The sequence below is a fragment of the Pseudomonas oleovorans subsp. oleovorans genome (assembly GCF_002197815.1).
Lineage (GTDB): Bacteria > Pseudomonadota > Gammaproteobacteria > Pseudomonadales > Pseudomonadaceae > Aquipseudomonas > Aquipseudomonas oleovorans.
In genome coordinates this window covers 12775-25360 of sequence record NZ_NIUB01000037.1, presented here as the reverse complement: position 1 = coordinate 25360, position 12586 = coordinate 12775, and the positions used below count along the sequence as shown (strand labels likewise).

8 protein-coding genes and 1 tRNA gene are annotated in these 12586 nt (G+C 61.8%); 4 read left to right on the top strand and 5 right to left on the bottom strand.

Annotated elements, in window-relative coordinates:
- Nucleotides 1–10: 10 nt before the first annotated feature.
- The 4 genes from PSOLE_RS18875 to PSOLE_RS18860 form a co-directional block, all read right to left on the bottom strand.
- The gene (locus PSOLE_RS18875; RefSeq protein WP_074860331.1) at nucleotides 11–1177 is read right to left on the bottom strand and encodes a nucleotide sugar dehydrogenase; all 1167 of its coding nucleotides are present in this window, start codon (nucleotides 1175–1177) and stop codon (nucleotides 11–13) included.
- A gap of 781 nt (nucleotides 1178–1958) precedes the next feature.
- Nucleotides 1959–3365 (bottom strand): ATP-binding protein, encoded by a 1407-nt coding sequence (locus PSOLE_RS18870; RefSeq protein WP_074860334.1) that lies wholly within the window; start codon nucleotides 3363–3365, stop codon nucleotides 1959–1961.
- A gap of 163 nt (nucleotides 3366–3528) precedes the next feature.
- Nucleotides 3529–4974, bottom strand: coding sequence for an MBL fold metallo-hydrolase RNA specificity domain-containing protein (locus tag PSOLE_RS18865; RefSeq protein WP_074860336.1), 1446 nt, complete (start codon nucleotides 4972–4974; stop codon nucleotides 3529–3531).
- 509 nt (nucleotides 4975–5483) lie between these two features.
- Nucleotides 5484–5560 (bottom strand) — tRNA-Arg (locus PSOLE_RS18860).
- Nucleotides 5561–5906: 346 nt separating this feature from the next.
- On the opposite strand from PSOLE_RS18860, the gene gabD reads away from it, so the two are divergent.
- Entirely contained in the window at nucleotides 5907–7358 is a 1452-nt protein-coding gene (gabD, locus tag PSOLE_RS18855; protein WP_074860338.1) for an NADP-dependent succinate-semialdehyde dehydrogenase, read from the top strand.
- Between the two features lie 157 nt (nucleotides 7359–7515).
- Nucleotides 7516–8796: a 4-aminobutyrate--2-oxoglutarate transaminase gene (gabT, locus tag PSOLE_RS18850; protein ID WP_074860340.1), complete on the top strand. Its 1281-nt coding sequence runs from the start codon at nucleotides 7516–7518 to the stop codon at nucleotides 8794–8796.
- A 239-nt stretch (nucleotides 8797–9035) separates the two neighbouring features.
- Here the strand turns inward: gabT and PSOLE_RS18845 are convergent, their stop codons facing one another.
- A complete protein-coding gene (locus tag PSOLE_RS18845; protein WP_074860342.1) occupies nucleotides 9036–9395 on the bottom strand; it encodes a cupin domain-containing protein in 360 nt (119 codons plus the stop codon).
- Between the two features lie 254 nt (nucleotides 9396–9649).
- Here PSOLE_RS18845 and PSOLE_RS18840 point away from each other — a divergent pair, with 254 nt between their 5' ends.
- Complete coding sequence (locus PSOLE_RS18840; protein ID WP_074860345.1) at nucleotides 9650–11143, top strand: aldehyde dehydrogenase; 1494 nt, start codon at nucleotides 9650–9652, stop codon at nucleotides 11141–11143.
- A 192-nt stretch (nucleotides 11144–11335) separates the two neighbouring features.
- Nucleotides 11336–12493, top strand: a complete 1158-nt coding sequence (locus PSOLE_RS18835; protein ID WP_074860347.1) for an MFS transporter — start codon at nucleotides 11336–11338, stop codon at nucleotides 12491–12493.
- Nucleotides 12494–12586 lie beyond the last annotated feature (93 nt).

Here is a 12586-nt window from a genome sequence, read left to right as displayed (position 1 = left end):
TCGGAGTGCCTCAGTCGTTACCGAATAGGTCACGTGTATAGACCTTGCACACGACATCCTGCAGGCTTTGGGCATGCCGATTAGCGATGATCACATCACTAACTCGCTTGAATTCTTCCACATCGGTAATCACCCGCGAGTTGAAGAAGCTCTCGGCTTTCAGCGCCGGCTCATACACCACCACCTCAATACCCTTGGCCTTGATCCGCTTCATCACACCCTGAATGGCCGAGGCGCGGAAGTTATCGGAGCCGGATTTCATCACTAGCCGATAAATCCCCACCACCTTGGGATTACGCTTGAGAATGGACTCGGCAATAAAGTCCTTACGGGTGGTATTGGCATCAACAATTGCGCGAATCAGAGTACTGGGCACATCCGCATAGTTGGCCAGCAGTTGCTTGGTGTCTTTTGGCAGACAGTAACCGCCATAACCGAAACTCGGGTTGTTGTAGTGACTGCCGATACGCGGGTCGAGGCCTACGCCCTCGATAATTTGCCGGGTATCCAGGCCATGGGTTTCGGCGTAGGTATCCAGTTCGTTGAAATACGCTACGCGCATGGCCAGGTAGGTGTTGGCAAACAACTTGATGGCTTCTGCCTCGGTGCTGTCGGTAAACAGGGTCGGGATATCCTGCTTGATCGCACCTTGGCGCAGCAGCCCGGCAAATACCTCGGCCCGCTCGGAGCGCTCCCCGACAATAATGCGCGAAGGGTGCAGGTTGTCGTACAGCGCCTTGCCTTCGCGCAGGAACTCCGGCGAGAAGATGATGTTGTCGGTGCCGTACTTCGCTCGCACGCTCTGGGTATAACCCACCGGCACCGTGGACTTGATCACCATCAGCGCCTTGGGATTTACCTGCAGTACCTCTTCAATCACCGCCTCGACGCTGCGGGTGTTGAAGTAGTTGGTTTGCGGGTCGTAGTCGGTCGGGGTGGCGATGACGATGATTTCGCCATGGGCATAGGCCTCGCGCTTGTCGAGGGTGGCCCAGAGGTCGAGGCGTTTCTCGGCCAGGTAGTGCTCGATTTCGGCGTCTTCGATCGGCGACTTGCGCTGGTTGATCAGCTCGATCTTGGCCTGGACGATATCCAGGGCGATGACCTTGTTGTGTTGTGCCAGCAACACAGCGTTGGAGAGGCCTACATAGCCTGTGCCGACAATGGTGATGTTCATGTCGTGTCCCTTTGAATCCTGTGATAACAGCGTGTGCCCGTCGTCAGTTCGCGCAGTGTTTGTATGGGCGTTAGCCTGCAAGCCGGTAGCACCTGGTCGCTACGTGGCTGAAGACGCTCTCATCGATCAAGCAATGACTCTCTGTTTTTGGTGGCTGCATTTAGAAGCTTCGCCCCCGGGCGGGGCTCCTACAGGTACAGCGTTGTATTTAGCCCACGCCAACCACCGTTGGCGGGCTAAAGCCCACCTTAGGAAACTCTGAAATCGTCGTCATTCCCGCGCAGGTGGAACAGCAGCTTTATCGCTGAACAGCGCTTGCGCTGGCCCGAAGGGGAATAATCCAGAACCTGCGCAGCACCTGGGCTCCCGCCTTCGCGGGAGTGACGATAAATGGACTTTTTCAGAACTTCCCTAATAGCTACTCGTGAAGACGCTCCCATCGATCAAGCAATGACTCTCTGTTTTGGGCTGCATTTAGAAGCTTCGCCCCGGGGGGCTCCTACAGGTATCCACTAAGCGATGGGCCCCACAGGCTTCGCGGCTAAAGCCGCTCCTACAAGGACTGGGTTCGCCAGGGATACCTGTGCGGGCCTATACCCCCCTGTAGCCCGGAGGCAATCCAGGTATGCGATGTATGACGGGTAATCCTTCCCGGACTGCATCCGGGCTACAGCACATTCGGGCATGGCTGGGCCTTCGCCAAGCAGCCCGGAGCCAGCCTCGATTCGCGGCCAAGCCCGCTCCTACAAGAGATGGAGGCGCCTGCGATACCAGCGTCGGCCTAGCCATCCGCATTGTCAGTACCCGGCGGCGAACTGGCGTCTTGGCTTTCTATTACAACGTAGCCCCCCGTCCTGGGGGCGCCTTTGAACTCAACCAACCGCTGCTCACGCAGAGTTTTAAGCCAGCGCTCGACCGTTCTGAGTGGTGTGCCCATGGCTTCGCTTATGGCTTTCGCACTCAAACCGGGGTTGTTTTCAATGAAGACAAGCAGTTCCTTTACACCGCCACTTACACCGCCACTTACACCGCCACTTACACCGCCACCTGCCTCACCTTGCCCGGAAACCTGCTGCACATGCTCCTCAGGAAACCGGAACGTCACCCATAGACCGCCTGGTTCAAGCTGCCACTGCGGCATCGGGTAGTTGTCCTGCCTGCAGGCTTCGATGATGCGCTCGATACCACGCCCCCAGGACTCGATCAGGCCGGCCCGAAAAAACGCATTGGCAATGTCCGGGTTGAACGGGCATGAGGCATGTTTGGCCATGAGCTTGTCCAGCGTCCAGTCAGCCGGTAGTTGGCCGGGGTTCCAGATCATCAGTCTGTCGGGGTAAACGCTGATCTGTATCGCAACTGCACGGGCATAGTCCTTGTGTACCACGGCATTCAGGATGGCTTCGCGCAGGGCTGCCATGGGCAAGGGATAGCGCTCTCTGCGATACAGGCCGTCGTAGCTGATCATGGCTTTCAGATACTTGAGCTTGAGTGCCTCGATGGCCGTTTCCACCTGGGTGAATAGGTTGCCGGTGATTTCGTCCTGATGGCGCAGGTCGGCATCGCTTGTGCCAAAAGCGCCTATCTTGATCTGTGCGGCGGTGATGAACCGCTCGGGATCGGGATGGAACAGCAAGGCCGCCGCACGCTTCAAACTGTTGCCTTGTGTGAGCCGCAAACGCTCCAATAACAGCTCTGTGCTGTCCTGCAGGATCGCTTCGGGTAGGCGCTGGCTATTGATGGCCTGTTGGCGAAACCGTTTCAGGGTGTTGTGATCCAGCTCGGCAGGGTTGAGCCCTGGCAGTGGCACTGCATCCCAATGCAGCCCTTGCTTGTTGAGCAGGAAGCGATCAAGCGCCGCGCCTTTGAGTTCCTGCTTGGTGCTGCCGCTGCGGTAGTGATATTCGCCTTTGTAGCTGACCGGATAAGGGTAGGCAGGCACCTGGATATGCAGGGTTTCCAGGGAGCCGTGCGGCACCAGGTTGACATCGACCACTATTCCCAAGACGTCGCGCACTTTATTGGGGATGTCTTCCAGCAGTTTTGCCGCGTGCTCTATGCCAACGGCATGGCCATGGTCATCGTAACCCACCATCAGTACACCGCCTTCGGCATTGGCGAAGGCGCTGATCCATTTCAGCAGGTCGTCTTTCCAGTGGCGTTTGAATTCGGTGTGCTGGGATTCTTGCATGGCTCTACTCTTGGGCCTCAACCGCCCAGGTGCCGCGTGTGTCGATGACCCGGGTGTTAGCGGTGATCCACCAGCAGTATCAGGATGGTGGCGGACCTCGAAAGCTTCGCGAGCAGAGCTCGCTCCTACAAGGGCCGGGGTCGCCTAGGATGTCACTGCGAGCCTAGCGATCCGCATTGCCTATCTCCACCTGCCGGTGCTTGCTTGCATAACGCACCCGCAGGGCCTTGGCCAGTTCGCGCTTGGCATTCGCCTCGCCATGCACCAGGCGGATCTCGCTCGGCCAGTGGCGCATGCGGGTAACGAAGTTGACCAGGCCCTGCTGGTCGGCGTGGGCGGAGTAGCCGCCGAGGGTGTGGATGCCGGCGCGGATGTCGAAGCGTTCGCCGTCCAGGTCGACATAGCCGCCCTTGGGGCCGAACTGCTGGATGGCCTGGCCCGGCGTGCCCTTGGCTTGGTAGCCGACGAACAGCACGTTATGGCGTTTGTCGCCGAGCATGGCCTTGAGGTAGTTGACGATGCGGCCACCGCTGCACATGCCGCTGGCGGCGATGACGATGGCCGGGCGGGCGGTCTGGGTCAGGTGTTGGAGCACTTTCTGGTGGTCGGCGTGGCTGTCTACGGTGATCAGGTTGGCGAACCCGAGTGGGTTGCGACCACGCTTGAGGCGTTGCCGGGCTTCGGCATCCCAGTAGTCTTGCAGGGCCTGGTAGGTCTGGGTGAAGCGGCTTGCCAGTGGGGAGTCGAGGATCACCGGCAGGCTGGGCCATTGCTGGCAGTCGCTGCAGTCGCCATCGGTGTGGCTGCTGGCGCCGGCGCGGTGGATGATGTCTTCGAGTTCGTAGAGCAGTTCCTGGGTGCGGCCGATGCTGAAGGCGGGTATGAGTACCGTGCCTTTGTCGCGCAGTGCCTGTTCGACCAGGGCTTGCAGGCGTTGGCGGCGGTTGCTGCGGTTGTCATGCAGGCGGTCGCCGTAGGTGCTTTCCAGTACCAGGATGTCGGCAGCGTAGGGCGGTTTGGGCGCGGCGAGCAGGGGCGCGTAGGGGGCGCCGAGGTCGCCTGAGAACACCACGCGCTTTTTTGTGCCGCTTTGTGGGTAGCTGAGTTCGCACTCTATATAGGCCGAGCCGAGGATGTGCCCGGCGCGTTGCAGGCGGATTTTGGCGTTGAGCTGCGGGGTATCCACCAGGGTCAGCCAGGTTTTGTAGGGCAGGGCGCGGGTGCGTTGTCGGATCAGGTTGAGGTAGCTCTGCAGCTGTTTGTCGTTGTTGCCGAAGCTCAGGCGGAAGGCGTCTTCCAGTACCAGCGGCAGCAGCCTGGCGGAGGGCTCGCTGCACAGGATGGGGCCTTTGTAGCCGGCGGCGAGGAGGTGCGGCAGGCGGCCTATGTGGTCGATGTGTACGTGGCTGAGGATCAGCGCCTTGAGCGTGCGGATGTCGAAGGTGATGTCCGGCACGGCGCTGCTGCTGCCATCGGCTGAAGTTTCGGCACCCTGGAACAGGCCGCAGTCAACCAGCAGGCTGTGCTGGTCGTCCATGTGCAGCTGGTGGCAGGAGCCGGTAACGCCGCTGCCGGCGCCGTGGTGTTGTATGCGGGGGTAGCTGTGCATCGGGTTTTCCCTAACCTGATTGCGGAATTTCGCTGATCGTGTGGCTAACACACGCTACCGCCCCAGGATTTGTCGTCAATTTCCTGAGAACGTGAGCCACTTCAGATTTTGCAGGCGCTTACTTTAGTGGCTGAGGCGGAATTTTGGAACTGCATTTGGGCGGATTATCGCCTGCCGCAGGCTCTACCTCAGGGCTGGGCAGGCTTTTGTTTTTGCTTGTGTGGGAGGCCCGCCCTCGGGGCGAGCTGGCGATGACCGATGCTGCTATGCGGCTGGTGGGCGGCGAGCTAGTACTCGCACAGTCACAGAGGCGCGGGAAGTGAACAGGCCGTGTGGCACGGTTTAGGCACAGAATCGGCACAGCCCGAAAACCAACCTCAAAAGGGCCGTTTGGGCAGTACTCATTGCCTGTTGCGAACGTCGACAGAATTAGCTTCGGCGCTAGGATTGGTTGGTGCGGAGTGAAGAATCGGGCCTCTGTAAAAAAAGCCCAATAAATCAAATAGATATGGCGCACCAGGCGGGATTCGAACCCACGACCCCCGCCTTCGGAGGGCGGTACTCTATCCAGCTGAGCTACTGGTGCGTTGCGGGGCGCAATCATACGCATCTCGGCGGTTAGCGTCCATTCTGCATAGGCGTGCATTATTCAGAACGGACTTTACACTTTTGGGCCGTCTGAACCTTAGTTTCAGAAGTTTTTGCCATTATTTTATGGATTTTGCTTGGTCGCCTATTGCCCTTTACCCCTGCCGATCCTAGGATTCGTTTGAGATTTCAAACGGCGTGTTCGGTCATTCTGAACCCTCGCACGTTCAACGGCTCTGAATCCAATACCAGGCCCCGCACGGCTCATGTTCAGCCTGCGGGTTCTGTCCGTGACTCCAATGACTTACGCCGACGCCCGGGTGTCGGAACTGAAGGAGACTGCCATGCAACTGAAAGACCCCCAGCTGCTGCGCCAACAGGCTTATATCGATGGCCAGTGGCTGGACGCCGACAGCGGTCAGACCATTGCCGTGAACAACCCGGCCACTGGCGAGATCATCGGCCATGTTCCGAAGATGGGCCGTGCGGAAACTCGCCGCGCCGTCGAAGCCGCCGAGAAGGCGCTGCCGGCCTGGCGTGCGCTGACTGCCAAGGAGCGTGCGAACAAGCTGCGTCGCTGGTTCGAGCTGCTGATGGAAAACCAGGACGACCTCGGTCGCCTGATGACCCTGGAGCAGGGCAAGCCGCTGGCCGAGGCCAAGGGCGAGATCGCTTACGCCGCTTCCTTTATCGAGTGGTTCGCCGAGGAAGCCAAGCGCGTCTACGGTGATGTGATCCCTGGCCACCAGCCGGACAAGCGCCTGATCGTGATCAAGCAGCCGATTGGTGTGACTGCCGCCATCACGCCGTGGAACTTCCCCGCCGCGATGATCACCCGCAAGGCCGGCCCGGCCCTGGCCGCTGGTTGCACCATGGTCATCAAGCCGGCTTCGCAAACCCCATTCTCCGCCCTGGCCCTGGTCGAGCTGGCCGAGCGTGCCGGCATCCCGAAAGGTGTGCTGAGCGTGGTCACCGGCAGCGCCGGCGAAGTGGGTGGCGAGCTGACCAGCAACCCCATCGTGCGCAAGCTGTCCTTCACTGGCTCGACCGAAATCGGTCGCCAACTGATGGCCGAGTGCGCGCAGGACATCAAGAAGGTGTCGCTGGAGCTGGGCGGCAACGCGCCGTTCATCGTCTTCGATGACGCCGACCTGGACGCTGCCGTCGAAGGCGCGCTGATCTCCAAGTACCGTAACAACGGCCAGACCTGCGTCTGCGCCAACCGCATCTATGTGCAGGACGCCGTCTACGACGCCTTCGCCGAGAAACTGATCGCCGCTGTGGGCAAACTGAAGATCGGTAACGGTCTGGAAGACGGCACCACAACCGGCCCGCTGATCGACAGCAAGGCCGTGGCCAAGGTGCAGGAGCACATCGCCGACGCGGTGAACAAGGGCGCCAGGCTGGCGCTGGGCGGCAAGCCGCATGCCCTCGGTGGCACCTTCTTCGAACCGACCATCCTGGTGGACGTGCCGAAAACCGCTGCCGTGGCCAAGGAAGAAACCTTCGGCCCGCTGGCGCCGCTGTTCCGCTTCAAGGACGAGGCCGAGGTGATCGCCATGGCCAACGATACCGAGTTCGGTCTGGCTTCCTACTTCTATGCCCGCGACCTGGGTCGCGTGTTCCGCGTGGCCGAAGCGCTGGAGTACGGCATGGTGGGTATCAATACCGGCCTGATCTCCAACGAAGTCGCGCCGTTCGGCGGCGTGAAGGCGTCCGGCCTGGGCCGTGAAGGCTCCAAGTACGGGATCGAGGACTACCTCGAGATCAAGTACATGTGCCTCGGTGGAATCTGATTCGGAAATCCGCTGATTTCCAAGACGGGGCAAGGTGCGAAAGAGCGTGCGGCGCCCCGGTTGTAAGCCGTAACCCTATTGAGTCCCTCGCGGGCTCGGTTCAGTCGATCATCGCATGCTGAGCCGACCTCCCGCCGGGGATGACCATGAGGACACCATGAGCAAGACCAACGAATCCCTGCTGCAACGCCGTGCCGCCGCTGTTCCGCGCGGCGTCGGCCAGATCCACCCGATCGTCGCCGAGCGCGCCGAGAACGCCACTGTGTGGGACGTCGAAGGCCGCGAGTACATCGACTTCGCCGGCGGTATCGCCGTCCTGAACACCGGCCACCTGCATCCGAAGGTGATCGCCGCTGTTCAGGAGCAACTGACCAAGCTGACCCACACCTGCTTCCAGGTGCTGGCCTACGAGCCCTACATCGAGCTTTGTGAGGAGATCGCCAAGCGCGTACCGGGTGACTTCGCCAAGAAGACCCTGCTGGTCACCTCCGGCTCCGAAGCGGTCGAGAACGCGGTGAAGATCGCCCGTGCCGCCACCGGCCGTGCTGGCGTGATCGCCTTCACCGGCGCCTACCACGGCCGCACCATGATGACCCTGTCGCTGACCGGCAAGGTCGTACCGTACTCCGCTGGCATGGGCCTGATGCCCGCTGGCGTGTACCGCGCCCAGGCGCCATGCCCGCTGCACGGTGTGAGCGAGGACGAGTCCATCGCCAGCATCGAGCGCGTGTTCAAGAACGACGCACAGCCGCAGGACATCGCCGCGATCATCATCGAGCCGGTGCAGGGCGAGGGCGGTTTCTACGTCAACTCCCCGGCCTTCATGCAGCGCCTGCGTGCCCTGTGCGACCAGCACGGCATTCTCCTGATTGCTGACGAAGTGCAGACCGGCGCGGGCCGTACTGGCACCTTCTTCGCCACCGAACAACTGGGCGTGGTGCCCGATCTGACCACCTTCGCCAAGTCCGTTGGCGGCGGCTTCCCGATCTCCGGCGTGTGCGGCAAGGCCGAGATCATGGACAAGATCGCTCCCGGTGGTCTGGGCGGCACCTACGCCGGCAGCCCGATCGCCTGCGCCGCGGCCCTGGCCGTACTCAAGGTGTTCGACGAAGAGAACCTGCTGGCGCGCTCTAACGCCGTCGGCGAGAAGCTCAAAGCCGGCCTGAACAAGATCGCCGAGAAGCACAAGGTGATTGGCGACGTGCGCGGCCTGGGTTCTATGGTCGCCATCGAGCTGTTCGAAGGCGGCGACCACAGCAAGCCGGCTGCCGAGCTGGTCGGCAAGATCGTCGCCAAGGCGCGCGAGAAGGGCCTGATCCTGCTGTCGTGCGGCACCTACTACAACGTCATCCGTTTCCTGATGCCTGTCACCATCCCTGACGCGCAACTGGAAAAAGGCATCGCCATCGTTGCCGAGTGCTTCGACGAGCTGGCCTGAGTCGTTCCTGCTGTACCTGCGCCCGTGGCTCACCAGGCCGGGCGCACCTGAGACCCGCCGCGTGCGGGTCTTTTTTTGCCTGCCGGCTGGGGTAGGGCGGGTGAAACCCGCCAGTTCCTTCAAGGCGGGTTGCACCCGCCCTACACGACGCGCGCTCCACTGCCGCTGGGCATGGGGCGCGCAGAAAAAGGCCCGCGCAAGGCGGGCCAAAGGGTGACAAGCAACAGGAGTTCGGGAACCTACTTGGGCTCGAAGATCACATACACCTTGCGGCAGGCTTCGAGCACTTCCCAGGTGCCGGAAAAGCCAGCAGGAATCACGAAACGGTCGCCGGCGCGTACGGTCTTGGCGTTGCCATCAGCATCACGCAGCACAGACACGCCCTGAAGAATCTCGCAGTATTCGTGCTCGGTGTAGTGCACCGTCCATTGACCCACGGCGCCTTCCCAGATGCCACTGCTGAACTGTCCGCAGGGGCTGCTGTAGTGGTTGCGCACGCTTTGCTCGGGGTCGCCCTTGAGCACTTTTTCCGGCGCTGGGCGATAGTGTTCGGCGGCCGTGCCAGCCTGGGCGAAGTCGACGATCTGTTCGATGTTCATCTGGCTGTTCCATGGTTTCGGTGGCGGCAACCGCGCGACCAGCAGGGCCTTCGCGGGAAAGTCGTGGCAGCAGTCTATGTTTAAAAAAACGCACATGACAAGGGCTTTTGCCGGTCCGTGTCAAAAATATTGAAAAGCCACAGCCCCCTGGTTTAGTGTGTCAGCCAGGATCTGGCCAGCGATCTGGCCTTGCAGAATTATTGACAGTGCGCGCCCTCGCAGGCGCCGCTTCCACCCATTGAGAGGATGCCGGAATGACTAGCCTGACTCGTGCCGACTGGGAACAGCGTGCCAAGACCCTGAGCATCGAAACCCGCGCCTTCGTGCACGGTGAGTATCGCGCAGCCGAGTCTGGCGCTACCTTCGAATGCATCAGCCCGGTCGACGGCCGCCTGCTCGGCCTGGTGGCCAGCTGTGACCAGGCCGACGCCGAAGTGGCGGTCAAGGATGCCCGCGCTACGTTTGAATCCGGTGTGTGGTCGCGTCTGGCCCCGGCCAAGCGCAAGAAGGTGATGATCCGTTTCGCCGAGCTGATCGAAGAGCATGGCCAGGAGCTGGCCCTGCTGGAAACCCTCGACATGGGCAAGCCGATCAGCGACTCGCTGAGCATCGACGTCGGCAGCGCCGCCAACGCCATCCGCTGGAGCGGCGAGGCCATCGACAAGGTCTATGACGAGGTCGCTGCCACGCCTCACGACCAGCTCGGCCTGGTCACCCGCGAGCCGGTGGGTGTGGTCGCCGCCATCGTACCGTGGAACTTTCCGCTGCTGATGTCCTGCTGGAAGCTCGGTCCGGCGTTGGCCACCGGTAACTCGATTATCCTCAAGCCCTCCGAGAAGTCGCCGCTGACCGGCATCCGCATCGCCCAGCTGGCCATCGAGGCCGGCATCCCGGCTGGCGTGTTCAACGTGCTGCCAGGCTTCGGCCACACCGTTGGCAAGGCCCTTGCTCTGCACATGGATGTCGACACCCTGGTGTTCACCGGCTCGACCAAGATCGCCAAGCAACTGATGATCTATGCCGGCGAGTCGAACATGAAGCGCGTCTGGCTGGAAGCAGGCGGCAAGAGCCCGAACATCGTCTTCGCTGACGCGCCGGACCTGCAGGCCGCTGCCGAAGCGGCTGCCAGCGCCATTGCCTTCAACCAGGGCGAGGTCTGCACCGCCGGTTCGCGCCTGCTGGTGGAGAACTCGATCAAGGACAAGTTCGTGCCCATGGTGGTCGAGGCGATCAAGGCCTGGAAACCGGGCAACCCGCTGGACCCGGCAACCAATGTCGGTGCGCTGGTCGACACCACCCAGATGAACCAGGTGCTGAACTACATCCAGGCCGGCCATGACGACGGCGCCAAGCTGGTGGCCGGCGGCAAGCGGGTGATGGAGGAAACCGGCGGCACCTATGTCGAGCCGACCATCTTCGATGGGGTGAACAACGCCATGCGCATCGCCAAGGAAGAGATCTTCGGCCCGGTGCTGTCGGTGATCGGTTTCGATGACGAGGCCGATGCCGTGGCCATCGCCAACGACACCATCTATGGCCTGGCGGCAGGTATCTGGACCAGCAACCTGTCCCGCGCCCATCGCGTTGGCCGCGCCGTGCGTGCCGGCAGCGTGTGGATCAACCAGTACGATGGCGGTGACATGACCGCGCCGTTCGGTGGTTTCAAGCAGTCCGGCAACGGTCGCGACAAGTCGCTGCATGCCTTCGACAAGTACACCGAGATCAAGGCCACCTGGATCAAGCTGTAGCGGTACCGGGACGATCTCCTGGTCGTCGGCCAGGTAATCGGCTCCCCTCTCCCATTTATGGGAGAGGGGCTGGGGGAGAGGGCCGAGAACGCAGCGAAACTGCCGGCTATCTCGCTCCCGAAACCTACGGCCGGGTTCCCGAGGAGCCCGGCCGTTGTCTTTGCAGTGGCTCGTCTGCCAAGGAATTCACCAATGCGTTGGGGCACCTACTTCGCCGTCTGCTCGGCGGTCATCAGCATCGGGTTGGCGCTGGGCGTGACCATGCCGCTGGTGTCGTTGCGCCTGGAAAGCTGGGGCTATGATTCTTTTGCCATTGGTGTGATGGCGGCCACTCCTGCGGTTGGTGTGTTGCTCGGAGCTTCGCTGGCCGGGCGCCTGGCGGCACGTTTCGGCACCACCGTGCTGATGCAGTTGTGTCTGTTGCTCGGTGCGCTGTCGGTGGCTGGCCTGGCGCTGGTGCAGAATTATGCGGTCTGGGTGGGGCTGCGGCTGTTCCTCGGCGTGGCGCTGACCGTGGTGTTCGTGCTCGGTGAAAGCTGGATTAACCAGCTCGCCGTGGAAAAGTGGCGCGGCCGTCTGGTGGCGTTGTACGGCACGGGTTATGCCCTCAGTCAGCTCAGCGGGCCGTTGCTGCTGACAGCGCTCGGCACGGCGACTGACCGGGGTTTCTGGACGGGCGTGTGTCTGCTGATCGGCGGTTCGCTGATTCTGCTCGGGCGCACCGGTGCACCCCAGGTGGATGCGCATAGCGCTTCTGGGCGCGGGCTATTGGTGTTCTGCCGCAAGTTGCCGGCGATTGCCTGGGCGGTAATGCTGTTCGCCGCCTTCGAGGCGATGATGCTGACCCTGCTGCCGATCTACAGCCTGCGCCAGGGCTTCACCCAGGAGGTGGCGCTGGTCATGGTCAGCGTGGTGGTGATCGGCGATGCCGCGCTGCAACTGCCCATCGGCTGGCTGGCCGACCGCATGTCGCGGCAGACCTTGTTCCGCTGTTGTGGCGTGGTGTTGCTGCTGTCCAGCCTGGCGATACCGTTGCTCCTGCACACGCCGCTGATCTGGCCGGTGTTCGTTGCCTTCGGTGCCAGCGCCGGTGGTCTGTTCACCCTGTCGCTGATCATGATCGGCGAGCGTTACCGCGATGATGAACTGGTGCGTGCCAACGCCCACGTCGCTCAGCTGTGGGGCCTGGGTTGCCTGGTCGGGCCGCTGGCCACGGGCGCCGTCAGCCAGTGGCTGAGCGGCCATGCGTTGCCGCTGATGATGGCTACCGGTGCCCTGGTATTCATCATCCTGGCCAGTCAGCGCGGCGCCTTCAGCGAGATGCAGGCGGTGGGCGCGGCACGCTCCTGATGCCGCTGACCAGCTAGCAGGCTGTTGAAAAACTATCTGCGTTGCCACTGCTGCGTTAAAAACAGGCTCGTGCGCGAGTCCGATCAAAATGCT